Annotated in this window: 19 protein-coding genes; 9 read left to right on the top strand and 10 right to left on the bottom strand. The window is 73.0% G+C overall.

From position 1 onward, the window contains the following. Positions 1-35: 35 nt before the first annotated feature. From ACIGW4_RS13285 to ACIGW4_RS13310, 6 genes are all read left to right on the top strand, one after another. Positions 36-2,114, top strand: coding sequence for a bifunctional polysaccharide deacetylase/glycosyltransferase family 2 protein (locus ACIGW4_RS13285; protein WP_398709487.1), 2,079 nt, complete (start codon positions 36-38; stop codon positions 2,112-2,114). 2 nt (positions 2,115-2,116) lie between these two features. After that, positions 2,117-3,376 carry an acyltransferase gene (locus tag ACIGW4_RS13290; protein ID WP_260174560.1) on the top strand — a complete coding sequence of 420 codons (1,260 nt, stop codon included), beginning with the start codon at positions 2,117-2,119 and terminating at the stop codon, positions 3,374-3,376. A gap of 357 nt (positions 3,377-3,733) precedes the next feature. Next, the gene (locus tag ACIGW4_RS13295) at positions 3,734-4,660 is read left to right on the top strand and encodes an ABC transporter permease (RefSeq protein WP_399580245.1); all 927 of its coding nucleotides are present in this window, start codon (positions 3,734-3,736) and stop codon (positions 4,658-4,660) included. A 58-nt stretch (positions 4,661-4,718) separates the two neighbouring features. After that, positions 4,719-6,509 carry an ABC transporter substrate-binding protein gene (locus ACIGW4_RS13300; protein WP_399580248.1) on the top strand — a complete coding sequence of 597 codons (1,791 nt, stop codon included), beginning with the start codon at positions 4,719-4,721 and terminating at the stop codon, positions 6,507-6,509. Between the two features lie 11 nt (positions 6,510-6,520). Continuing rightward, on the top strand, positions 6,521-7,513 hold the full coding sequence (locus ACIGW4_RS13305) for an ABC transporter permease (RefSeq protein ID WP_359590416.1): 993 nt from the start codon (positions 6,521-6,523) through the stop codon (positions 7,511-7,513). Next, entirely contained in the window at positions 7,510-9,180 is a 1,671-nt protein-coding gene (locus ACIGW4_RS13310; RefSeq protein WP_123456394.1) for an ABC transporter ATP-binding protein, read from the top strand. The genes ACIGW4_RS13305 and ACIGW4_RS13310 overlap by 4 nt, the downstream gene beginning before the upstream one ends. Here the strand turns inward: ACIGW4_RS13310 and ACIGW4_RS13315 are convergent. The 4 genes from ACIGW4_RS13315 to ACIGW4_RS13330 are packed head-to-tail and all read right to left on the bottom strand — an operon-like array spanning position 9,112 to position 14,655. Continuing rightward, a complete protein-coding gene (locus ACIGW4_RS13315; RefSeq protein WP_399580251.1) occupies positions 9,112-11,172 on the bottom strand; it encodes a dipeptide ABC transporter ATP-binding protein in 2,061 nt (686 codons plus the stop codon). The two genes, ACIGW4_RS13310 and ACIGW4_RS13315, sit on opposite strands and share 69 nt — an antisense overlap. Next, a complete protein-coding gene (locus ACIGW4_RS13320) occupies positions 11,169-12,047 on the bottom strand; it encodes an ABC transporter permease (RefSeq protein ID WP_398709305.1) in 879 nt (292 codons plus the stop codon). The genes ACIGW4_RS13315 and ACIGW4_RS13320 overlap by 4 nt, the downstream gene beginning before the upstream one ends. After that, complete coding sequence (locus ACIGW4_RS13325; protein ID WP_398709303.1) at positions 12,044-13,000, bottom strand: ABC transporter permease; 957 nt, start codon at positions 12,998-13,000, stop codon at positions 12,044-12,046. The genes ACIGW4_RS13320 and ACIGW4_RS13325 overlap by 4 nt, the downstream gene beginning before the upstream one ends. Before the next feature lie 20 nt (positions 13,001-13,020). Beyond that, a complete protein-coding gene (locus ACIGW4_RS13330) occupies positions 13,021-14,655 on the bottom strand; it encodes an ABC transporter substrate-binding protein (RefSeq protein WP_399580255.1) in 1,635 nt (544 codons plus the stop codon). Between the two features lie 374 nt (positions 14,656-15,029). Here ACIGW4_RS13330 and ACIGW4_RS13335 point away from each other — a divergent pair, with 374 nt between their 5' ends. Beyond that, complete coding sequence (locus ACIGW4_RS13335) at positions 15,030-15,596, top strand: HutD family protein (protein WP_359590409.1); 567 nt, start codon at positions 15,030-15,032, stop codon at positions 15,594-15,596. A gap of 30 nt (positions 15,597-15,626) precedes the next feature. Here ACIGW4_RS13335 and ACIGW4_RS13340 read toward each other — a convergent pair whose 3' ends face one another. From ACIGW4_RS13340 to ACIGW4_RS13355, 4 genes are all read right to left on the bottom strand, one after another. After that, positions 15,627-17,039, bottom strand: coding sequence for a purine-cytosine permease family protein (locus ACIGW4_RS13340; protein ID WP_399580258.1), 1,413 nt, complete (start codon positions 17,037-17,039; stop codon positions 15,627-15,629). A gap of 195 nt (positions 17,040-17,234) precedes the next feature. Then, positions 17,235-18,500, bottom strand: coding sequence for an MFS transporter (locus ACIGW4_RS13345; protein WP_399580260.1), 1,266 nt, complete (start codon positions 18,498-18,500; stop codon positions 17,235-17,237). Further along, positions 18,497-19,882, bottom strand: a complete 1,386-nt coding sequence (locus ACIGW4_RS13350; RefSeq protein ID WP_399580262.1) for a GH1 family beta-glucosidase — start codon at positions 19,880-19,882, stop codon at positions 18,497-18,499. Before ACIGW4_RS13350 ends, ACIGW4_RS13345 begins: the two co-directional genes overlap by 4 nt. A 102-nt stretch (positions 19,883-19,984) precedes the next feature. Next, positions 19,985-20,602, bottom strand: coding sequence for a TetR/AcrR family transcriptional regulator (locus ACIGW4_RS13355; protein ID WP_359590406.1), 618 nt, complete (start codon positions 20,600-20,602; stop codon positions 19,985-19,987). Positions 20,603-20,715: 113 nt separating this feature from the next. Between ACIGW4_RS13355 and ACIGW4_RS13360 the strand changes: the two genes are divergently transcribed. Both ACIGW4_RS13360 and ACIGW4_RS13365 read left to right on the top strand, forming a co-directional pair. Beyond that, on the top strand, positions 20,716-21,411 hold the full coding sequence (locus ACIGW4_RS13360) for a helix-turn-helix transcriptional regulator (RefSeq protein WP_399580264.1): 696 nt from the start codon (positions 20,716-20,718) through the stop codon (positions 21,409-21,411). Positions 21,412-21,443: 32 nt separating this feature from the next. Further along, positions 21,444-21,944: a DUF3291 domain-containing protein gene (locus ACIGW4_RS13365; protein ID WP_123456405.1), complete on the top strand. Its 501-nt coding sequence runs from the start codon at positions 21,444-21,446 to the stop codon at positions 21,942-21,944. Positions 21,945-21,995: 51 nt separating this feature from the next. Here the strand turns inward: ACIGW4_RS13365 and ACIGW4_RS13370 are convergent, their stop codons facing one another. Both ACIGW4_RS13370 and ACIGW4_RS13375 read right to left on the bottom strand, forming a co-directional pair. Further along, on the bottom strand, positions 21,996-23,249 hold the full coding sequence (locus ACIGW4_RS13370) for a serine hydrolase domain-containing protein (protein WP_359590403.1): 1,254 nt from the start codon (positions 23,247-23,249) through the stop codon (positions 21,996-21,998). Positions 23,250-23,413: 164 nt separating this feature from the next. Further along, positions 23,414-24,109 (bottom strand): alpha/beta hydrolase, encoded by a 696-nt coding sequence (locus ACIGW4_RS13375; RefSeq protein ID WP_359590402.1) that lies wholly within the window; start codon positions 24,107-24,109, stop codon positions 23,414-23,416. Between the last annotated feature and the right edge of the window lie 96 nt (positions 24,110-24,205).

Consider the following 24,205-nt stretch of genomic DNA (forward strand, 5'->3'; position numbering starts at 1 on the left):
CGCGCCGACTGGCTGCGCCGCCGCTGCGCTTCTTCATGCCGCTGTCCCTGCTGGCCTGCCTGCTCGCGCTCCTCGTCCTGCGCGGCCTCGCCACCAACGAGGCGTTCCACGACACCCGGATCGCGACCTCGGTCGACAAGACGACCGTGCCGGAGAACCTGCTCAAGGGCGGCCCGATCATCGACGCGCGCGGCGCCAAGAACCAGCGTCCGGTGAGCTATCGGATCCCCAACCACACCGTGGTCCTGAGCTTCGACGACGGCCCCTCCCCGGAGTGGACCCCGAAGATCCTGAAGCTGCTCGCGGACCACGACATCCGCGCGGACTTCTTCGTGACCGGTGCGATGACCACGCGTCATCCGGAGCTGATCCGGCAGATCGTCGCGGGCGGCCACGAGATCGGCGTGCACACCTTCACCCACCCCGACCTGGCCTACCAGTCCCACGCGCGGATCAGCTGGGAGCTGGCGCAGACGCAGTTGGCGCTGGCCGGCGTCGCGGGCGTCCACAGCGCGCTGTTCCGTCCGCCGTACTCCTCCGACGCCTCGGCGCTCGACGACTGGAACTACCCGGTGATCAAGTACGTGGGTTCCCACGGCTACCTCACCGCGTTCATCGACCGCGACACCGACGACTGGAAGCGTCCCGGCGTCGACGAGATCGTCAAGGCGGCGATGCCGCGCAAGCCCGGCGCGGGCGAGCTGGTCCTGCTGCACGACGCGGGCGGCGACCGTGCCGAGACCCTCGCCGCGCTGGAACAGATCATCGTGAAGCTGAAGGGCGAGGGGTACCGCTTCGCCACCATCTCCGAGGCGCTCGGCGCCACCGACGCCACCGTGCCGGTGCACGGCTACCAGCTGTGGGCGGGCAAGAGCTTCATCTGGGCCAGCCAGGCCGCCGTGCTCACCCTGCCGGTCCTGGTCGCCCTCCTCGCCGTCGTCGGCTTCCTCAACTTCGGCCGGTTCGCGCTGATGCTCGTCCTCGCGCCGCTGCACGCCCGGCGCTCCCGGCGGCGGAACGCGTGGGGGCCACCCGTCACCGAGCCGGTCACCGTCCTCGTCCCGGCCTACAACGAACGCGAGTGCATCGCGAACACCCTCAACTCCCTGATCGCCAGTGACCATCCGATCGAGGTCATCGTCATCGACGACGGCTCCACGGACGGCACCGCGGACATCGTCGAGGCGATGAACCTGCCGTTCGTCCGGCTGATCCGCAAGGTCAACGGCGGCAAGTCCTCCGCGCTCAACACCGGTATCGCGGCCGCGTCGCACGACATCATCGTGATGATGGACGGCGACACCGTCTTCGAGCCGTCCACCGTGCGCGAGCTGGTCCAGCCGTTCGGCGACCGGGGGATCGGCGCGGTCGCGGGCAACGCCAAGGTCGGCAACCGCGACAGCCTGATCGGCGCCTGGCAGCACATCGAGTACGTCCTCGGCCACAACCTGGACCGCCGGATGTACGACATGCTCAACGTCATCCCGACCATCCCCGGCGCGGTCGGCGCCTTCCGCAAGGAGGCCCTGCGACGGGTCGGCGGGATGAGCGACGACACCCTCGCCGAGGACACCGACATCACCATGGCGGTGCTCTGCGACGGCTGGCGGATCGTCTACGCCGAGCGCGCCCGCGCCTGGACCGAGGCCCCCGCCAGCATCCAGCAGCTCTGGTCCCAGCGGTACCGCTGGAGCTACGGCAGCATGCAGGCGATGTGGAAGCACCGGCGCGCCGTGATCTCCCGCGGTCCGGCCGGGCGCTTCGGCCGGATCGGACTGCCGCTCGTGGTGCTGTTCGGCGTGGTCGCCCCGCTGCTCGCGCCGCTGGTCGACATGTTCCTGCTGTACGGGGTGCTGTTCGCGGACGCCCCGATCACCCTCGCCAGCTGGGGCGGCTTCATCCTGCTCCAGGCCGTGCTGTCCTGGTACGCCTTCCGGCTCGACGGCGAGAAGCCCCTGCATCTGATCAGCCTGCCGATCCAACAGGTGGTCTATCGGCAGCTGATGTACATCGTCCTGTTGCAGTCCGCGATCACGGCGCTGACCGGTGGCCGACTGCGCTGGCAGAAGCTCCGGCGCACCGGCGAGGTCGCCGCCGCACCCGTGGAGGCCTGACCATGACCGCATCCTTCGGGTTCGGGGGCACCCAGGACACCATGCAGCTGCGGATCCCCGCCGTTCTGCGACAGGAGCAGGAGCAGGAGTCGGAGCCGTCGGCACCGGCCCCGCGCAAGGGCGGCCGGGACCGCTATCTCGACCTGCTGCGCGCGCTGGCGCTGTTCCGTGTGGTGCTCTACCACAACTTCGGCTGGTTCTGGCTGCCCATCGTCTTCCCTTCGATGGGCGTGATGTTCGCGCTGGCCGGGTCGCTGATGGCGCGCTCGCTCAGCCGTCCCGCCCTCGGCGTCATCCGGGGCCGTCTGCGCCGACTGCTGCCGCCGATGTGGCTGTTCGGCGCGGTCATGCTCACCCTCGAGATCGCCGACGGCTGGGGGCCCGACGCCGAGGGGCACCCCGACTGGTGGTGGGGCAAGCTGCTGTTCTGGCTCGTGCCGCTGAGCACTCCGCCGTACGCCGAATCGCTGAACGGTTTCGACCATCTCGTGGGTCAGGGCTGGGCGGTGCAGGTCATCGTCCCGCTCTGGTACCTCCGCGCGTACCTCTGGTACGTCCTGCTCTCGCCGTTGATGCTGTGGGCGCTGCGGCGGATGCCGGTGGTGACGCTGGCCGCGCCGATCGCGCTGGCGATCGTCATGAACACGTTCTTCATCGACCAGGAGTTCATCTACAGCCGGGTCTGGGAGACCGTCAGCGACTTCGCCACCTTCGGCTCCTGCTGGATCCTCGGCATGGCCCACCAGGAGGGCCTGCTCAAGAAGATCCCGCAGTACGTCGTGCCGTCCGTCGCGCCGCTGATCATGGTGGCCGGCTGGTGGTACCTGCAGACCCGGCCGGTCGACCCGACCGTGCCCACCGACATCGAGAGCTGGCCGATAGCCCAGGCCCTGTGGTCCTTCGGCTTCGTCGCCATCCTGCTCCACGTCAGCCCCTCCTGGGAGCAGTGGCCCAGGCCGCTGGAACGCTGGAACGGCCTGGTCAGTCTGCTCAACTCGCGCGCCGTCAGCGTCTACCTCTGGCACGAGACCGCGCTGGTGGCCGCCATCCCCCTGATCGACCCCCTCTGGTCCGTCGGCTTCTTCTACGAGCACTGCCAGTGGCTGCTGACCAGCCAGTGGTTCCCGTTGCTGGTGGCCATCCCGCTGATCGGGCTGCTGGTGCTGGTCTTCGGCTGGGTCGAGGACGTGGCGGCCAAGCGCTCCCCGCGCCTCTTCCCGTATCCGCGCCGTGTCCGCGGCAGGCGTCGGGCCGGCATCTGACGCGGCTGCGGCGGGCCGTTCCCGGCTGATCGAAGCCGCAGGTCAGGGGCCGTTCCGGAGACATCCGGAACGGCCCCTCCGGCGTTCTCGGGGCCACTCGGGCGACTGTGATGCTCGTCTCCCGTGATAGGGGGATTCGCGGTGATTCGCACCCCTTCGTGTTGCGGCTGCGTGAACGGAGAAACGTTCTGGAAATCCAAGGCAATCTTTCTCTGTGACCTTGGAATGTTGCCTATTGCTGCCCTCTCGATCTTCCTATCTAATGGCCGATGTCCGGAGCGGTGACCCCGTCTCCGAGGTGATCCAGGGCGTTCCTCCACAGATCGGCGCGCCCCGACGAATCGGGAGTACGGCAGCGTGGCAGCGGTATCGGTGAGGGGTGCGTTCCGGCGCGATCGGGTCGGAACCGTCTCGCTCTGCGTCGTCGGGTTCTTCGTGCTCCTCGCCCTCGCGGCGCCCCTGGTCACCGCCCTCTACGGCAAGAACCCCACCGAGCACTACGGGCAGAACGAGCCGGGCCTGCTGAGCCCGGAGGGCCTGCCCGTGCTGCCCAACGGCGGCATCTCGGCGCAGCACTGGTTCGGCATCGAGCCCGGCCTCGGCCGCGACGTCCTCGCCCAGCTCCTCCACGGCATCCGCACCTCGCTGCTGATCGCCCTCGCCTCGGCCGTCGTCGTCGCCGTCGTCGGCGTGGTCGTCGGGGTGGCCGTGGGCTACCTCAGCGGCCTCGTCGACAGGGCGTTCACCTTCGTCTGCAACGTCCTGCTCGCCTTCCCGGCCCTGCTGTTCCTGATCACGCTGGGCCCGGTCGTCCAGACCCGCCTCGTCGGACCGGGCGAGAACGAACCCGTCTGGATGCAGTTCACCGTCCTCGTCCTCGTCTTCTCCGTCTTCGGCTGGGTGCCGCTCGCGATGGTGCTGCGCACCCTCGTCCGGTCCCTGCGCGAGCGGGAGTTCGTCGAGGCGGCCCGCGCCCTCGGCGCGAGCCGGCGGCACATCGTCTTCCGCGAACTGCTGCCGAACGTCTGGGCGCCGGTCCTCGTGCACCTCACCCTCGCCGTGCCCGCGATGGTCACCACCGAGGCGGCGCTGTCCTTCCTGGGCGTCGGCGTCAACGAGCCCGTCCCCGACTGGGGCCGCATGATCTCCCGGGGCGCCGACGTCTTCTACGACGACCCCACCTACATGGTCTTCCCCGGCGTCTCGCTCCTCGTCTTCGTCCTCGCCTTCAACCTCCTCGGCGACGCCGTACGGGACGCGCTCGACCCGCACACCATCCGCTGAGCCCCGGGCCCCCACCCTTTCCCACCCGTCACACCCGCACGACACAACGGAGTTCGTCATGCCCGCAATCACCCTGCGCGCCGCAGCCGTCCCGGCTCTCGCCACCGCCGCCGCCCTGCTGCTGTGCTCCTGCTCCGCGGGCGCGGGCGCGGACACGGCCGCCGGACAGGGGAAGAACAGCACCGCCGCCAAGAGCGGCCAGAGGCTGACCGCCACCCTCGGCACCGCGAAGGACAGCCGGGGCCCCGCCCCCGAGGTCCCCGGCGCCCGCAAGGGCGGCACCGTCACCGTCGCCAACGAGGCCGACTTCTCCCACCTCGACCCGCAGAAGATCTACGCCGGCGAGAGGTACAGCACCTCGCTGCTGTGGGGCCGGCAGCTGACCCAGTACCAGATCGTCGACGGCAGGCCCCGGCTGGTCGGCGACCTCGCCACCGACACCGGCACATCCTCCGACGGCGGCCGCACCTGGACGTACCACCTGAAGGACGGCATCGCCTGGGAGGACGGCAAGCCCGTCACCGCGCGGCAGGTCAAGTACGGCATCGAGCGCACCTTCGCCCCCGGCTTCGAACTCGGCCCCACCTACTGGCCGCAGTGGCTCACCGGCTCCGAGGACCGCACCGAGGCGGTGAAGAAGTACGGCGGCCCCGAGAAGGACGGCGACCTCGCGGCCATCGAGACGCCCGACGACAGGACCATCGTCTTCCACTTCCCCGAACCGCAGTCCGACGTGCCGTACATGGCCGCCCAGTCCTCCTCCTCGCCGGTCCGCGAGGACAAGGACACCGGCACCGGCTACGACCTGAAGCCCTTCGCCACCGGGCCGTACCGGATCGTCGAGCACAAGCAGAACCAGAGCCTCACCCTGGAGCGCAATCCGCACTGGAAGCCGGAGACGGACCCGATCCGCCACGCCTACCCGGACCGCTTCGAGTTCACCTTCGGCAAGGCCGCCCTCAACACCGCGCAGGAGGTGTTCAACAGCCAGGGCGCCGGCGCGACCACGCTCACCACCAAGGACACGCTCCCGCCGGAGCTGATCTCGACGGTCGAACGCGACCCCGCCAAGCGGAAGCTGGTCGTCTCCGGCAGCCAGGGCGCCTACACCCAGGACCTGTACATCAGGAACGACCGGGTCACCGACCCCGAGGTCCGCAAGGCCATCCACTACCTCTTCCCGCGCGAGCAGGCCCGCCAGGTCCTCGGCGGCCGCTACGCCGGCGACCTCGCGACCACCCTCTCCTCACCGGCCGTCGTCGGCTGGAAGAAGTACGACCTCTACCCCGTCGCCCCCACCGGCGACGTCGCCAAGGCCAAGGAGCACCTGGCCAAGGCGAGGACGAAGGTCACCAGGCTGACGTACGCGTACCCCACCGAGAGCCCGCAGGACGACCAGGTCGCCCAGGTCCTCGCCGACGCCTTCGCCAAGGCCGGGATCGAGCTCGTCGTGAAGGGCCTCACGCCCGCCGCGTTCAACGACGTGGTCTTCGGCGGCGGCGACAACCCGTACGACCTGTTCCTGTCCACCAACTCCGTGGACTGGCCCACCCCGTCGACCCTGCTCCCCCTCGGCTACGAGAGCCACCTGGACGCGGTGTCCAACCCCATCCGCTACGGCAACCCGCGGGTGGACGGGGAACTGGCCCGCATCGCGAAGATCGGCGACGCGCGGAAGAAGGCCGAGGAGCTGATCGCCCTGGAGCAGACGGTCATGAAGGACGTCCCCCTGGTGCCCTTCCTCTACAAGAGCGTCTCCCAGTTCCGCGGCGAGCGGATCGGCGGCGCCGCCACCCACCCGATCTACGGCGTCCCGGCCCTGACCAACGTGTACGTCAAGAACTCCTGACCCCTGCGACCATGACCCGATACCTCCTCAAGAGGGTCGCGCAGGCCGTGGCGGTGCTCCTCGCGACCACCGCCACGGCCTTCGGGCTCTTCTACGCCGCCCCCTCCGACCCGGCCCGGATCGCCTGCGGCCCCAAGTGCACCTCCGCACAGCTCGCGGCCGTCCGCACCAGCATGGGACTCGACCGGCCGCTCGTCTCCCAGTTCACCGACTACGTCGGCGGCGTCGTCACCGGCCGCACCATCGCGGACGTCGACGGCACCCCGATCCCCTGCCCCGCCCCCTGCCTCGGCTACTCCTACACCCTCCACCAGCCCGTCCTCACCGCCATCGAGGACCGCCTCCCGGTGACCGCCTCCCTCGCGGTCGGCGCCCTCGCGGTCATCCTCGTCCTCGGCGTCGGCTCGGGCCTGACGGCGGCGCTGCGGCGGGGCAGACCGACCGACCGTCTGCTGTCCGGCTTCAACCTGCTGGGCGCCAGCGTCCAGATCTACTTCCTCGGCTACGTGCTCCAGTTCCTGCTCGTCTACTCCACGGGACTGCTCGCACCCCCGCGCTACGTCCCCTTCGCCGACGGCCCCGGCCAGTGGGCCCTGGGCCTGGTCCTGCCGTGGCTGGTCCTCGGCTTCGTCAACGCGGCCGTCTACGCCCGCCTGACCCGCTCGCAGATGCTGGAGACCATGCACCACGGGTACGTCCGCACGGCCCGCGCCAAGGGCCTGGGCACCCTGCGCACCCATCTGAAGTACACCGCGCGCGGAGCGGCAGGCCCGCTGGTGCAGCTCCTCGGCCTGGAGGTCGGGGCACTGCTCGGAGGCGCGTTCATCACGGAGACCGTGTTCGGGCTCGGCGGCGTCGGCAGGCTCGCCGTCGACGCGGTGACCGGCAACGACCTGCCCACGGTCGTCGGCACCGTCCTCGTCGCCGCCTTCTTCGTCGTCGTGTTCGTGGCCGTGGCCGACCTCGTGGTGGCCTGGCTGGATCCCCGAGTGAGGCTCGCATGACCGATCGTCCCGCACTGAGCGTCCGCGACCTGGCGGTCACCTTCCGTACGGCGCACGGCCCCGTCCCGGCCGTCCGGGACGTCTCCTTCGACCTCGCCCCGGGCGAAGTCCTCGGCCTCGTCGGGGAGTCGGGCTCGGGCAAGTCGACGATCGGCCTCGCCGCCCTGGCCCTCCACGACCCGGCGCGCACCCGCGTCGAGGGCAGCATCCGCCTCGGCGGCGACGGCCTCGAACTGGTGGGCGCGCCCGAACCGGTCCTGAAGGGGGTCAGGGGCTCCCGCGTCGCGATGGTCTTCCAGGACGCCCTGGACGCGCTGTCGCCGTACCACACCATCGGCGCCCAGGTCGCGGAGGCGTACCGCGTCCACCACCCGCGGGCCGGCCGCAAGGAGGCGCGGGAACGGGCGGCGGCGATGCTGGACCGGGTGGGCATCCCGGCCGCCCGCGCCGCGGACCACCCGCACCACCTCTCGGGCGGCATGCGCCAGCGCGTCGTCATCGCCATGGCGCTGGTCAACGACCCGGGCGTCCTGATCGCCGACGAACCGACCACGGCACTGGACGCCCGGGTCCAGCACCAGGTCCTCGACCTGATCCGCGAACTCCGGTCGGACGCCGGCACGGCCATGCTCCTCGTCACGCACGACGTGGGAGTGGTGGCGGCGACCTGCGACCGCACGCTGGTGATGCGCGACGGCGAAGTACTGGAGGAGGGCCCCACCGGACGCCTCCTCACCACCCCCGCCCACCCCTACACCAGGGCCCTCGTCGGAGCGGCCCCCACCCTGAGCACCGTGCCCGGCACCCGCCTCCCCACGGTCGACGACCCGGAGCCGAAGCCCCGCACCAGGGCCCGCCTCCGCGCCGCCCCCGACCCCGGGGTCCTGGCCGAGGTCCGCGACCTGCGCGTGGACTACCCGGGACGCCTCCGTGCCCGCCCCCACCCGGCGGTGCGGGGCGTCAGCCTGCACGTGGCACGCGGGGAGACCCTCGGCCTGGTGGGCGAGTCCGGCTCGGGCAAGTCCACCCTCGCGCGGGTCCTCACCGGACTGCGCCGCCCCACGAGCGGGGAGGTCCGCTTCGACGGCCGGGACGTCTCGGGCGCGGCGACGGACACCCGGCTGCGCCGCGAGCTGAGCCGCGACGTCCAGCTGGTCTTCCAGGACCCGTACGCCTCGCTCAACCCCCGCCACACGGTCGAGCAGATCGTCACCACCCCGCTGCGCATCCACACGGACCTGGACCGGTCCGCGCGGCGGAGACGGGCGGCGGAACTCCTCGAACAGGTGGGCCTGTCCGCCTCGCACCTCTCCCGCCACCCGCACGAGTTCTCCGGCGGCCAGCGCCAGCGCATCGGCATCGCCCGCGCGCTGGCCGTCCGGCCGCGCCTGGTCATCGCCGACGAGCCGGTGTCCGCGCTGGACGTGTCGGTCCAGGCGCAGGTCCTCAACCTCCTCATGGACCTGCGCGAGGAACTCGACCTGTCGCTGCTCCTCATCTCCCACGACCTCGCGGTGGTACGGCACTTCTGCGACCGGATCGCGGTCCTGCGGAAGGGCGAGCTGGTGGAGACGGGCCCGAGGGACGCCGTCTTCGACTCACCGGCCGCCCCGTACACCCGGGAACTGCTGGCCGCCTTCCCGCAGGACCACCTGGCCGGGCGGTGAGGCGGGGGTGCCGAGGGGCAGCTCCGCGACCTCCAGGTGGCAGCGCACCCGGTGCCCCGCCCCCACCTCCCTTATCGGCGGCGGAACTTCGGCGCACAGCCCGGTGATCCGCCGGGCGCAGCGGTCGGCGAACCGGCAGCCGGCCGGCCGCGCGGACGACGGCGACGGCGCCCCGGCCCCCACCGGTGGTGCCGTCGCCCCGGACCCCCCGGCCGCCCCCACCGGTCGTGTCGCCGCCTCCACCAGGAGGGCGGTGTACGGGTGCGAGGGGCCGTGCAGGACGTCGGCCGCCGGACCCTCCTCGACGACCGCGCCCCGGTACATGACGGCGATCCGGTCGGCGAGGTGGCCGACGACGGCGAGGTCGTGCGAGATGAACAGGTACGAGGTCCCCGTGCGGTCGCGCTGCTCGGCGAGGAGCTCCAGGACGGCCGCCTGCACGCTGACGTCGAGCGCGGAGACGGGCTCGTCGCAGATCACCAGGTCGGGACGGCCCGCGAAGCCACGGGCGATCGAGACCCGCTGCTTCTGGCCCCCGGAGAGCCGTCCGGGGAGGCGGTCGAGCAGCTCCCGGTCGACGCGGGTGCGCTCCAGGAGGTCGTCCAGGGCGGCGGGCTCCCGCCCCGCCCCGGGCACGGCGAGGGTGGCCAGCGCCCTGCGCAGCACCGTACGGACGCGGTGACTGGGGTTGAGCGAGGCGTCGGGGTTCTGGAAGACCATCTGGACGCGCCGCCGTACGTCCGCCTCCCGCCGGGACAGCCGTGGGGGCAGCGGCGCACCCCGCAGGGCCAGGGTGCCCGTGCCGTCGGGGGCGAGGCCGGCGATCGCGCGGGCGAGGGTCGTCTTGCCGCTGCCCGACTCGCCCACCAGGCCGAGGACCTCGCCCTCGTGGACGGTGAGGTCGACGTGGTCGACGGCGACCGTCGCGCCGAACCTCCGGACGAGGTCCCGTACGTCGAGGAGGACCGCTCCCGCCTTCCGGGGCGCCGGCGCGTCCACGGCCGTCGGCGGCGCGGCCGGCGGGACCTCTCCCGGACGCAGACAGCGCACCGTCCTGTCCCGCGCCGCCCCGGCGACCGGCGGGGGTTCGGCCGCCCGGCAGGCGTCCTCGGCCAGGGCGCAGCGCGCGGCGAAGGCGCAGCCCCCGGTGGTCTCGCCGGGCAGCGGCAGCCGGCCGGGCACGGGCCGCAGCGGCCGGTCGCGGCGCGTGGTGCCCAGCACCGGGACGGCGGCCAGGAGGCCCGCGGTGTACGGGTGGGCGGGGGCGGCCAGTACCTCCCGCACCGGCCCGCCCTCCACGAGCCGTCCCGCGTACAGCACCCCCACCCGGTCGCACATCCGGCCGATCAGGCCCAGGTCGTGGCTGACGAGGACGACGGCGGCGTCCAGCCGGTCGCGCAGCTCGGCGAGCAGGCCGAGCACCTCGTGCTCCACGGAGGCGTCCAGGCCGGTCGTCGGCTCGTCGAGGACCAGCAGCCGGGGCTCGGCGGCCAGGGCCGCGGCGATGACGACGCGCTGCTGCTGCCCGCCGGACAGCTGGTGCGGGAAGCGGCGCGCCAGCCGTTCGGGGTCGGGTAGCCGGACGGCCCGCAGCAGCTCCAGGACGCGCGCGGCCGTCTCCTGCCGGGACAGGCCGCGGCCCCGCAGCACCCCGGCCAGCTGCCGGCCGATCCGCTTCGTCGGATCCAGGACGCCGGCCGCGTCCTGGTGGACGAAGGCGAGCCGCGAGGCCCGCCACTCCCTCAACTCCTTCCCTTCCAGGGCGAGTACGTCGATGCCGTCCAGGCGCACGCCGCCGTCGAGCACGCGCCCGCCGGGTGCGAAGTGGCGGGCCAGCGCGTACGCCAGCGTCGACTTGCCGCACCCGGACTCGCCGACCAGGCCGAGGATCTCGCCCGGTGCGACACGGAAGGACACGTCGTGCAGGACCCGGGCGGAGCCGTAGGCGACGCTCAACCCCTCGACGACCAGGCCTCGTTCACTCCTGCTCATGCCCTCCTCCTCGCCGGTCGGACCCGGTGCGTCCGCGCTCGTGCCCCGCCTCCCGTCGTCCGGCGCGAACCGTCCGCGACGAGCGCGACGCCGACCACCAGCGAGACGACGGCCAGCGCGGGCGCGAGGACGGTCCAGGGCGCGTTGGCCAGCCACACCCGGTTGTCGGCGACGGACGCGCCCCACTCCGGAGAGCCGGGCGGCAGGCCGAGGCCGAGGAAGGAGAGCGTGGCGGCGGCGAACACCGCGTCGCCGAGCCGCGAGGTGGCCTCGACGTACACCGTGGAGCGGATGTTGGGCAGGATCTCGCGGATCAGCAGCGACCACGGGGGCTCGCCGCGTAGCCGGGCGGCCTCGGCGTACGGCTTGTTCCGTTCGACGAGCGCGGCCGCCCGCACGCTGCGGGTCACGAGGACCGCCAGGGACGCCGCGACGACCAGCACCAGGACGGGCGCGGAGTGGCCGAGCATCGCCGCGAACAGCACGGCGACGACGAGCGCGGGGAAGACCACGACCGCGTCGACGACCCGCATCACCACCTCGTCCAGCCGGCCGCCGACGCCGCCGGCGAGCAGCCCCAGGACGGTTCCCGCGAGGACGGCGAGGGCGGTCGCCGCCGGCGCGACCTGGAGGACGGGGCGGGCCCCGGCGAGGGTGCGGGACAGGACGTCGCGCCCGAACTGATCGGTGCCGAGCCAGTGCGCGCCGCCCGGCGGCAGGAAACGGTCCCGGGGCCGCTGGACGTCGGGCGCGTACGGCACCAGATGCGGCCAGAGGACGGCGACCGCCGCCCACAGCGCCACGACGGACGCCCCCACGAGCCGGGCCGCGGGCGGCCGCGACCACGGGGCGACGGCCGGGAGGAGGGCGCTCATGCGGCGGCCTCCGAACGGATCCGCGGGTCGAGGAGCCGGTGGACGACGTCCGCGAGCAGGACCACCAGCATGTAGAGGGCGCCGAGCACCAGAGCGCTCGCCTGGAGCGTCGGCAGGTCCTTGTCCTGGGCGGCCCGCAGCAGCAGGGCCCCGGCACCGGGGTAGTCGAAGAGGAGCTCGACCACGACGATCCCGCCGAGCAGGTACTGCAGCTGGACCCCCAGCGCGCTGGTCGCCGGCACCGTGGCGTTGCGCAGCACGTGGCGGACGACGATCCGCGGGGACGACAGCCCCCGCAGCCGGGCGGCGCGCACATGGGCCCCCTCCAGCGCCGCGATCGTGCCGGCGCGCACATGACGGGCGACGTACCCGGTGCACACCAGGACCAGCGAGGCCGCCGGCAGCGCCAGGTGCCACAGCGTGTCGCCGAGCCCGTCGTGCCCCGGTCGAGGCTGCGCGGAGGCCGGGAACCAGCGCAGCCGTACGGAGAAGACCACGAGCAGCACGACGCCGGTGACGAACTCCGGTGTGGCGCCGAGCGCGAGGGTCGTCGAGGTGACGAGCCGGTCCAGGGCCCGCCCGTGGAACAGGCCCGCGAGCAGACCCAGGGCGAGCGCGACCGGCACGAGCAGCAGGAACGCGAACCCGGCCAGGAACAGCGAGTGCCCCAGGCGTTCCAGGAGCAGGGCGCGCACCGGCACGCGCAGGGTGTACGAGGTGCCCCAGTCGCCGGTCACGAAGTGCCCCAGCCAGCTCGCGTACTGCACGGCGAGCGGGCGGTCCAGGCCGAGGTCGTGGCGGAGCGCGCGGACCGAGCCCTCGTCGGCCTCGCGGCCGAGGACGGTGCGGGCGACGTCGCCGGGCAGCACCTGCGTGGCGAGGAAGACCAGTGAGGAGACGGCGAGCAGGGTCGGCGGGACGGCCGCGACCCGGCGCAGCAGGAAGCGTCGCATGTGGTCGGAGTCCTCTCCGCTCAGGCCCGGGAGACGGCGGAGAGGTCGACGTACTGGCTGGGGTGCGCCTCGATGCCCCGGAAGGAGCGGCGGGAGGCGCGCGTGTTGCCGTTCCAGAACCCGATGACGAGGGGCACGTCCTCGTGGAGGATCCGGGCGATGATCGCGGCCTGTCTGCGCCGCTCGGCGTCGTCGGTGGCGGCGTCGTAGGCGTCGGCGGCCGCGTCCAGGGCCTTGTTGGCGTACTTGGAGCCGTTCCACACGCCGCCGCTCCTGACCATCGGGTTGACCAGCTGGCTCGGCACGGGCCGCCCGGCCCAGTTGACCAGGTTGGCGTCCGTGAACAGCCAGGGCGTGTCCTTCGTCTGGTCCCCGCCGTAGAACTCCTTGGAGGTCCGCTGGTCGAGGTCGACGGTGATGCCGGCCTCCTTCAGCTGGCTCTGGAGGGTGACGGCGTAGTCCTTGTTGGGCGGGTCGAAGGTGAGCGTGAAGCGGAGGCTGTCGATCCCCGCCTGCTTCAGCAGCGCCGTGACCTTCTCCTTGTCCCTGGTCCGCTGCGGGAGGTCGGTGGGCGCGGAGCGGAACAGCGGCGCGAACAGGTGGTCGTTGCCGAGGTCTCCGAGGCCGCTGCCGGCGGCCTGGCGCAGCGCCGGTCGGTCCAGGGCGTGGGCGACGGCCTGCCGGACCTCCTTGCGGTCGAACGGGGCCCTGTCGACGCGGAGGGTGAGGACGGTCACCGCGGTGCTCCGGACCTCGTCGACGACCAGGTCGCCGCCGCCGTCGCCGAGCGGTTCGACGAGGGCGGCGCGGCTGAGGAACTGGGTGTCGACGTCCCCGCCCTGGAGGGCCAGCAGATCGGCCTGGTCGTCGGCGTAGAACTTCACCTCGACGCCGTCGAGGTGGGGCTTGGGGGCGTCCCAGTAGCGGGGGTTGCGGGTGAAGGAGGCGCCGGTCGAGACGTCGTAGGAGGTGAGGACGAACGGGCCGGTGCCGACGCCGTGTTCGGCGAAGTCGCCGGCGTAGTCCTTCTTCAGGACGACGGCGTTGTAGTTGCCGGCCGAGACGAGGTAGGGGAAGTCGGAGAAGGGCCGTTCGAGGGTGAAGACGACCTTCGTGGCGCCGTCGGCGCGGACGCCCCCGGCCTTGAGGACGGTGTCGAAGGCCGACAGGGCGGCGGACCTGCCCTTCGGGTCGAGCAGCCGGTCGAAGGAGGCCTTCACGGTGTCGGCGTCCAGCCGGGTGCCGTCGGAGAACACCACCCCCTCGCGCAGGGTGAACGTCCAGATCCGGCCCGTCCTGTCGGACGTCCACGCGGTGGCGAGCCTCGGCACCAGCTCGTAGTCCTTGTCCAGCCAGATCAGGTAGTCGGCGACCAGCTGGTAGAGGGCGATCGCGCTGCCGTCGTACGCGGTGACCGGATCGAGGGCGGTCGGCGGCGGGGGCGTTCCCACGCGGAGCGTGCCGCCGCGCCGGGCCGTTCCCGGGCCCGCCGTCGCCCCGGCGGCCGCGTCGCCCGCCGCGCTCGGCGCGCAGGCCGCGAGCAGGGCGGCGAGGGCGCCGCTCCCGGTGAGGGAGAGGAAGCGGCGGCGGGACGAGGCGGCGGGCAGCAGGTCCTGCCAGCGCTGCGGCAGGGCGTCGACGTCGGGTTCGGACACGGGGACTCTCCAGGGCCTTCGGAGGGGCGGAAGCGCGCCACCGGTCGGGCGGCGCGGAGCTCGTCGGGATGCCCGGCGCGATTCCTCCGGATCGGACGGGAAGGGGCCCGGCGATGAGCAATTCTGCGATCACGTCCGCTTCCCCGGGAGGGCTCGAAGGCACCTGCCACGCGATCGCAAAGCTCACGTCACACTCGCCCGCCCGGGGCCGGGCGCAACGGCCTTCCCGAGGGGCCGGAAGGGCCGTTCACGGGCCGAGGGGCGCTGCGGAGGGGGCCGGGGCGGGCCCTCTATCGTTGTCCCGCCGGGTGATCCGCGCCCGTACCGCACGGACCGCCCGTATCGTCCGTACCGCACGCAGCCCAGGAGCCCCCATGCACCGCTTCGATGTCGAGACGCTGACGGCGGGCCGGTGGCGCAACGGCGGGGGAGCCACCCGGGAGATCGTCTCGTGGCCGGTGGGCGCCGAGGACTTCCTGTGGCGGGCGAGCATCGCCGACATCGACCGGGACGGGCCGTTCTCGGCGTTCCCCGGGGTCGATCGGACGCTGACCCTCCTGGCGGGCGACGGCGTGCGGCTGACGGCCCCCGGGGTGTTCGACCGGACGACGCGCGCGGAGGAGCCCCTCGCGTTCCCCGGCGACCTGGAGCTGTCCGCCGAGCTGCGGGGCGGCGCGTGCCGGGTCCTCAACATCATGGTGCGGCGCGGCCGCGCGGTGGCCCGGGTGGAGCGGGTCACCGGGCCCGTCGTGCCGGCCGGCGGGCACGCCGGGGTCCTCCACGTGCTGCGCGGCCGGTGGCGTACGGAGGCGGGGGAGAGCCCGCTGACCCCGGGCCGGGGCGTGTGGTGGGACGGGAACGACGGGGCGCCGGGCCGGGCGGTCGTGCCGCTCTCGCCCGACGCCGCCGCCCTGTGGGCGGATGTCGTGCCGGTGGGATGAGTACGGATCGGCCGACGGGGGCCGTACGGCTCAGCCGACGGGTGCCGTCGGCCGGTCGCCGCCGTCGAGGGCGGCCGGGTGCACGGTCTCGGCGGGCGGGTCGGCGGTGCGCCGCACCCACAGCCAGTACAGCGCCGCCGTGACGGTCAGACCGACGATCCACGAGATGTCGGCGCCGTCGAGCCGCTTGGTGATCGCGCCGGTGTACAGCTTCGTGGCCAGGAACGGGACCTGCACGGCGACGCCCACGACGTAGCAGGTCAGCGCGGTGACGTTCCAGCGTCCGTAGCGGCCGTCCGGGTCGTACAGGGCGGGGACGTCCACGCGCTCGCGGGACACCAGGTAGTAGTCGACCAGGTTGATCGCGCTCCACGGGGTGAACACCATCAGGATCAGCAGCACGAAGTTCTTGAAGTTGTTCAGGAAGTCGGCGCTGGCGGCCAGCGCGATGCCGATCGACACGGCGGTGAAGCCGACGATGTAGGCGGCGCGGGCGGCGGCCGAGATCCGCGAGCGGCCGTCGAAGGCGGTGACGGTCGTCAGGATCGACATGAAGCCGCCGTACGCGTTGAGGCAGTTGACGGTCAGCTTGCCGACCACGATCACCAGGTAGATCAGGAAGGCGAGGGCCGCGGGCCCGGCCAGGTCGCCGAGGAAGCCCACCTGGTCGGGGAGGAAGGCCTCGCCCGCGACGGCCGCGGTGAGCGCCCCGAGGGTCATGGCCCACTGGGAGCCGATCACGGAGCCGGCGAACGTGGACCAGAACGTCGCGCGCGTGCCGGTGTCGCGCGGCAGGTAGCGCGAGTAGTCGGCGACGTACGGGCCGAAGGTCAGCTGCCAGCCGGCGCCGAGCCCGACGGCGAGCAGGAAGGTGGCCGCCTCGAAGCCCTTGTTCCCGACGTGCGCGCCGACGTCGTACTGGGTGAACAGCCGCACCAGCAGATAGCCGAGGCCGAGCACCCCGGCGACGGTGGCCACCCGGCCGGCGGCGTGGATGAGCCGGTAGCCGGTGACGGCGACCACGGCGGTCAGCACGCCGAAGACGAGGATGCCGACCCGGGCGTCGTCGATGTGCAGCAGCTCGGCCAGGGCCTGGCCGGCCAGCACGCTGCCGGTCGCGGCGAAGCCGAGGTACATGAGGATCACGAGGAGCAGCGGCAGGACCGCGCCGTGGACGCCGAACTGCGCGCGGCTGGAGATCATCTGCGGCACGCCGAGGCGCGGGCCCTGCGCGGAGTGCAGCGCCATGACGATGCCGCCGAGCACGTTGCCGATCAGCAGCGCCGGTATCGCCCAGAGCGCGTCGGCGCCGAAGACGACGGACAGGGCGCCGTCGACGATCGCGGTGATCTGCATGTTGGCGCCGAACCACAGCGTGAACTGGCTGCGCGGCGTGCCGTGCCGCTCGGCGTCGGGAATGACCTCGATGGTGCGCCTCTCCATCGCGAGTCGTTCCCCGGGGGCGTGTTGGACCGGCATGTTGAGACCTCTCCCGGCGGCGATTCCTGTGGATCCGGACGGACCGCGGCCGTCGACCGGCACCGCGGTGCGCCGAATCTCGCATAGAGGCAAACAGGGATCAATACTCTGAATGAACAATTTCAGCAGGTGGGACGCGGCCGGGCCCGCCGGGCGGCGTCAGGCCACGCCCCGTACGCGGCCGACGAGGAGACCGCCGAGGAGGATGACCAGGGCCGCTGACACGTACAGGCCCGTGTAGCCGCCGAGGTGGGCGATGACCGGCGACGCGAGGGCGGGGGCGAGGACCTGGGGGCCGGAATTGGCGATGTTGATGACGCCGAGGTCCTTGGCCCGGTCGGCGGCCTCGGGCAGGACCTGGGTGACCAGCGCCTGGTCGACGGCGAGGTAGACGCCGTACCCCGCGCCGAGGACGGCCGCGGCGACGAGCGCGGACGGCCAGGTGTGGAGCAGGGCGAGCAGGAGCGCGGCGGCGGCCATGACCAGCGAGCAGAGGACGACGAAGCCCTTGCGGCGTCCGGAGCGGTCGGACAGCACGCCCACGGGGACGGCCGTGAGCGCGGCGCAGAGGGTGTAGACCACCGTGAGGACCAGCACGCCGGTGCCGGGATCGTCGTGGTGGACGGCGTCGGCGAGGAAGTAGAACAGGTAGAGGGTGCCGAGGGCGTTGCCGAGGTTGATCAGGAACCGGGTGAGCCACGCCCAGCCGAAGTCGGGATGCCGCCGGGGGCTCAGCCGGAAGGAGCGGGCGAAGGCGCGGGCGTCGAAGGCGGGGCGCAGCGCCCGGGGCAGGGGCGGCTCGGTCTGGCGCAGGACGAAGGGGAGGGCGAGCACGACGGTGAGCAGGGCGAGCACGAGGTAACCGGACCGGACTCCGGTGACGAGGAGGGTGGTGATCAGTGCGCCCAGGACCAGGCCGACGGACTGGGTGAGGCCGGTCCAGCCGGAGACCTGCGCGCGCTGGGCGAGCGGCACCCGGTCGGCGATCGGGGTGGTGACACCGGCCAGCATCGCGTTGAGTCCCGCCTGCGCCAGGCACCAGCCGACGGCGACCCCCGCCACGGTGTGCTGGGCGGCGGTGGCCGCGAGGCCCGCCGCCCCGGCGAGGGCGCCGCCGAGGATCCAGGGCCGGCGACGGCCGAACCGGCTCGTGGTCCGGTCCGACCACGCTCCGGCGAGCGGGTTGGCGAGGACCGCGACGAGCGCGCCGAGGCCGGTGACGAGCGACAGCGCGGCGTTCTTGTGGTGCGGGTCGATGTGCTCCAGCTGGAGCGGCAGCAGGATCTGGATGGGCGTCATGAACGCCATGAAGACGGCGAGGGTGGCCAGCGAGAGGCCCGCCGTCCACCCGGCGCCGACCGGGAGGGTGGGCTCGGCGAGGACGGCGGCGTGGTCGGACCCGTCCTCCGCGCACGCCTCGGTCATGAGGGCGTGCGGCCCCGCTGGGAGGCGATCAGGTCGCGGTACCACGCGAAGCTCGCCCGGGGCGTGCGGCGTCCGGTGGCGAAGTCGACCTCGACCAGCCCGAAGCGCTGGTGGTAGCCCTCGGCCCACTCGAAGTTGTCGAGCAGCGACCAGGTGAAGTAGCCGCGCACGTCCACCCCTCGGGCCACGGCCTCCGCGACGGCGGCGAGGTGCCCGGCGAGGTAGTCGATCCGTGCCCGGTCGTCCGTGCCGGCCGGCTGCGAGCAGCCGTTCTCGGTGATCCACACCGGTGGGAGGGCGTCGCCGTACCGGTCCTTGAGGCCGGTGAGCAGCTCCGTGAGCCCGTCGGGGACGACCGGCCAGCCGAACGCGGTCCGCGCGTAAGCCTCCTGAGGCTCGGTCAGGTCGAAGGGCAGGCCCGCTCCGGGATCGGCGGGGGCGGTCACCCAGGTCGGGTTGTAGTAGTTGACGCCCAGTCCGTCGAGCGGCGCGGAGATGGCGGCGAGGTCGCCGTCGCGCACCACTCCTCCCCAGCTCGGGTCGCTCATGCCGTAGGCCGAGAGGTCGGGGTGACTTCCCGTCAGGATCGGGTCGTTGAAAAGGCGGTTGTGCAGGACGTCGTACGCCGATGCCGCCGCCGTGTCCGCGTCCGACCGGGTGTCCGCGCGCAGCCGTACGGGCGTACAGTTGTTGGCGATCAGCACCTGGCCGTCCGGGACGGCGGCCCGCAGCGCCGCGGTCGCGAGGCCGTGGCCGAGCAGCTGGTGGTGCGCGACGGGCAGGGCGTCGAGGAGCAGGGCGCGGCCCGGGGCGTGGACGCCGAAGCCGTAGCCGAAGGACATGTGCACGAAGGGCTCGTTCAGGGTGATCCACCGCTTCACCCGGTCGCCGAGCCGGTCCGCCGTCACCGCCGCGTACTCGGCGAACCGGTACGCGGTCTCCCGGTTCAGCCAGCCGCCCTCGTCCTCCAGGGCCTGCGGCAGGTCCCAGTGGAAGAGGGTGGGGGTGGGCTCGATCCCGGCGTCGAGCAGCGCGTCGACCAGCCGGTCGTAGAAGTCGAGCCCGCGCGGCTCCACCTTGCCCGCGCCGGTCGGCAGGACGCGCGGCCAGGAGACGGAGAAGCGGTACGCGTCGAGCCCGAGCCGGCGCATCAGCGCCACGTCCTCGCCGGACCGGTGGTAGTGGTCGCAGGCGACGTCACCGGTGTGGCCGTCGCGGACCACCCCCGGGCGCCGCACGAAGGCGTCCCAGATCGACGGCCCCTTGCCGTCCTCGTCGGCCGCGCCCTCGATCTGGTACGCGGCGGTGGAGGCCCCCCAGACGAAGCCGGCCGGGAGCCGCGGGAGTCGGGTGGGGTCGGTGGGGCTGCTTGTCACGGGCACCTGCCTTCACTGCCGGCTTGCCGTCCGAGGTGGGCCGCACCGTAACATGAACGCGCGTTCACGTTCTATGGCTCTGACGGCACGGATCCCCGGCCCCCGGCCTCACCCCTCCCCGGCCGTCAGCCGGACGCGCAGGTCCTCCCAGTAGCGGTGCAGCATCCGCTTCAGCTCGTCCACGGTCTCCAGGTCCGGCTCGCCGTCGCTCTTGAACACCTCGTGCAGCACGGCGTTGGCGGCCCACACCGCCATGCGCGTCGCCCGGCGCGCCCGCTCGTCGCCGGATCCGCCGGTCAGGTGCTCGACGATGCGCCGCAGGCCGTCGGCGACGAGCGCGTTGCTCGCCTCGTCGGCGCGGGCGAGCTCGGGGCTGAGGTGCCGGCCGGCCCACAGTGCCATGCCGCCCGGCTGCGACCGGAACAGCTCGGCGTAGACGTCCACCATCGTGCCCACCAGGTCGGTCAGTTCACCCGCGAGGGCCCGCTCGACGAGCTCGTCGACGGCCGTCCCGAAGGCCTCCAGATAGCGCCGGCCGAGCGCGTCCACCACCGCGCCCTTGTCGGGGAGGAACTGGTAGATGCTGCCGACCGGCACCCCCGCCTCCTCGGCGATCCGCCGCATCGTCAGCGCCTCGTACCCCTCCCGGGAGAGGATCCGGTCGGCCGCGCCGAGGATGGCCTCGACCCGGGCCCGGCTGCGCGCCTGCCGCGGCTGTCTGCGCACGCGCGCAACCGGCTCCGTCGCTTCCGTCACCACACGCTCCCGGTCCTCCGGCGGTCCCAGCGCCGGCCAGCGTACTCTCTATCGCCAATCCGCGTTGTTCCTAGAATGGCCCGATGGAGGACATCGACGCGATCGCGGTGCTGCAGGACCCTGTGCGGCGCCGCCTGTACGAGTACGTGGTGGCGCAGGGCCGCGAGGTCGGCCGCAACGAGGCCGCCGAGGCGACCGGAGTGGCACGGACCCTCGCCGCCCACCACCTGGACAGGCTGACCGGGGCCGGACTGCTGGAGAGCGGCAGCCGCCGCCTCTCGGGGCGCTCGGGGCCGGGGGCCGGCCGCCCCGCCAAGGTGTACACGCGGGCGCGGGGCGAACGGTCGGTCTCGCTGCCCGCCCGCGACTACCGCACCGCCGCCGAACTGCTCGCCGAGGCCGCCGAACAGGCCGGGCTCGACGCCGGTCTCTGCGCGGCGGCGCGCCGCCGGGGCGAGGCCCTGCGCGACCCGGCGGGACCCTGCGGGAACCTCGAAGAGGCCCTGGAGGTGCTGGCGGCGCGCGGCTACGAACCGTACCGGGAGGGCGCCGAGGAGGAGGCCGTGGAGGTCGTCCGGATGCGCAACTGCCCCTTCCACGCCGTCGCCGAGAGCTTCCCACCCCTCGTCTGCGGCATGAACCTCGCACTTCTCGAAGGGCTGTTCGGTACGGAGGGTCCCGTCCGCGCCCGCATGGACGCCCGGCCGGGGGAGTGCTGCGTGGTGGTCGAGGCGGCGGCCGAGGTGACGGCCGAAGCTTCTAAAAACAATCTTCATTGACATAGAAAAGCGGTGCGTGCTGGGATGAGGTCATGACCACGCCCCGGCACTCCGCCCACCTCGCCCAACTCAACGTCTCCCGGCTCCTCCACCCCCTCGACGACCCGCGCGTGGCGCCGTTCGTCGAGATGCTCGACCCCGTCAACGCCGCCGCCGACACGGCCCCCGGCTTCGTGTGGCGGCTCATCGGCGAGGGGGAGGCCGACGCCACCGGTCTGCGCCCGCTGGGCGACGACGTCATCGTCAACCTGTCGGTCTGGGAGACCCAGGAGGCCCTGTGGGACTTCGCCTACCGCAGCGGGCACCTGGAGGTCATGCGGAAGCGCCGCGACTGGTTCCACCGGCACGTCGAGGCGCACCTGGTGCTCTGGTGGGTCCCCGCCGGACACGTCCCCACCCTCGACGAGGCCGTCGAACGGCTGGCGGACCTGCGGGCGCACGGCCCGTCCCCGCGCGCCTTCACCTTCGCCTCCTCCTACACCGCCGCCGAAGCCGCCGGGCACACGCCGGACGCGGACCCGGCGGCGGTCTGAGGCCGCCGGGCGCATGCCGGTCGAGGACCCGGCGGCGGCCCGGGGCGGCCGTCAGCCGAAGTCGGGGACGGGGTGGGCCGGGGCCAGGGCGGCCGCGATGCGCCGGGCGATCGTGTGGGCCGAGTGGCCGGCCGCGGCGTTCGGGCCGTCCGTGGTCGACACCGCGATGGCCAGCCGCTCGGACGGCAGGTAGTTCTGGGACGCCGAGTACCCGAAGAACAACGGGTGCTGGGACACCCAGTCGCCCAGGACGAGCACCCCCAGGCCGTCGTGGGCGGCCTCCGTCTGCGCGAGGCAGACCTTCGCCGGGCACTTCTCGGTGGCGTGCCCCAGACCGACCGTCCCCGGATCCAGCAGTTCCCGGTACGACGACGGCGAGAGCAGCCGGCCCGAGCCGATGCCGGCGGCCGAACGCGCCAGGTCACAGATGTCGGTGGTCTCCACCGCGCCCGGGGCGGTGGTCCAGGAGGGGTTCCAGAACGTCGACTCCTCGTACGTCCCGCGGTCGGACGTGAAGGCGTGCAGGACGGGCGCGGGGACGTCGGGCGTGAAACCGTTGCGGGTCTCGCGCAGTCGGAGCGGGCCCAGGACCTCGCGCCGGAGCAGGACGTCGAGGCGCGTGTCGGTGATCTTCTCCAGCGCGGCACCCAGGAGGACGAAGTTGGCGTGCGAGTAGCTCCAGTTGGTGCCCGGCTCGTACCAGCGCTCCTTGCTCGTCGACAGCCGTACCAGTTCGTCGGCCGTCCACCGGCGGAACGGGTCCGCGACGACGGCCCGCTGGAACTCCGGCAGCCGGACGTAGTCGACGAGACCGGTGGTGGAGGCGGCCAGCATCCGCAGGGTGATCCTGTCGCCGTCCTTGAGCCCCGGCAGCCAGCGCGCCACGGGGTCGTCGAGGCGCACCACGCCCCGGTCGACCAGCCGCAGCAGCGCCGTGCCCATGTAGCTGATCGCGATGTTCCCGTTCCGGAAGTGCAGGGCGGGAGCGGCCGGAACGCCCGTCATCGACTCGCCGAGCGCGGCGGTGACGACCTCGCGGCCGTCGACGGTGACCCGCAGGATCACGGACTTGAGGTCCATCTCCGCCTTGGCCCGCTCGGCGATCCGCAGGACGTCGCGCGCCGGGCCCCGCTCGGGCGGCCGGGAAGCGACGCAGGGCCGGTGGGGGCGGCCGTCGGCCGCCGGGGCACCGGTCGCCGCGGTGGGGGCGCAGAGGGCGAGGAGCGCGGCGACGGCGGTGACCGCGGCACGGCGCGACCGGGGGACGGACCGGAGCGGCCCGGTCCTGGTGCGGAGTGGGCTCATGGCCGGAGTATTGGCCGGTGGGGGCGGCGCGGCGGCCCGGGGCGCCGCCGACCCGCGCGAACATCACCCGTCAGGCCCGCGCGGCCACCGGCTCGCGGGACCGCGCCGTCGCCGCCGCGTCCGCCGTACGGGAACGCGGCGGCGGTGCCGGTACGGGGACCGGGTCAGCCGGCGGTCTCGCGGACCGCCTCCTCGATCAGGTCGACGACCTCCTCCGCCCGGGAGGCCAGGGAGGCGTGGCTCGCGTCGAGTTCGACGATCCTGCGCGCGTTCGTGCGCCGGGCCATGCGGCGCTCGTTGTCCGGGTGGATCATGCGGTCCTCGGTGGACACCTGGTACCAGACCGGCTTGTTGCGCCAGGCCGCCGCGGTGACGTTGTCGCCGAAGGCGGAGGCGAGCGGCGCCTTCTGGGTGACGGCCATGACGAACGCCTCGTCGGGCGCGAGGTCCTGGGCGAAGCTCTCGTGGAACTTGTCCTGTCTGATCCAGAGGTAGCCGTCGGAGTCAGGGGCGAGGTTCTCGATGGCGGCGGGCGGCACCTCCTGGCTCAGCCCGCCCGGGCTCTCGCCCTCGGCCGGCGCGAAGGCGGCGACGTAGACGAGCGCGGTCACGTTCGGCAGGTCGCCCGCCTCGGTGATGACCGCGCCGCCGTAGGAGTGGCCGACGAGGACCACCGGACCGTCCACCTGCTTGATCATCTTGCGGGTGCGTTCGGCGTCGTCGGCGAGGGAGGTGAGCGGGTTCTCGACGGCGCGGATCCTGTCGTGGCCGCGCTTGTTCAGCTCGACGATGACGTTCGCCCAGTGGGCGGCGCCGCCCCAGAAACCGTGGACCAGGACGATGGTGGGCTTGTCGGCCATGCTTCTCTTCCTTCGTGCGGGGGATCGGTCCAAACGAGTCTCACGGGCGGTGACCGACGCGGCGCGGTGCGCCGTCCAGGGGAGTGATGGCCCCCC

Origin of the sequence: Streptomyces sp. NPDC053513, from assembly GCF_044544765.1 — a bacterium.
GTDB classification, from domain to species: domain Bacteria; phylum Actinomycetota; class Actinomycetes; order Streptomycetales; family Streptomycetaceae; genus Streptomyces; species Streptomyces litmocidini.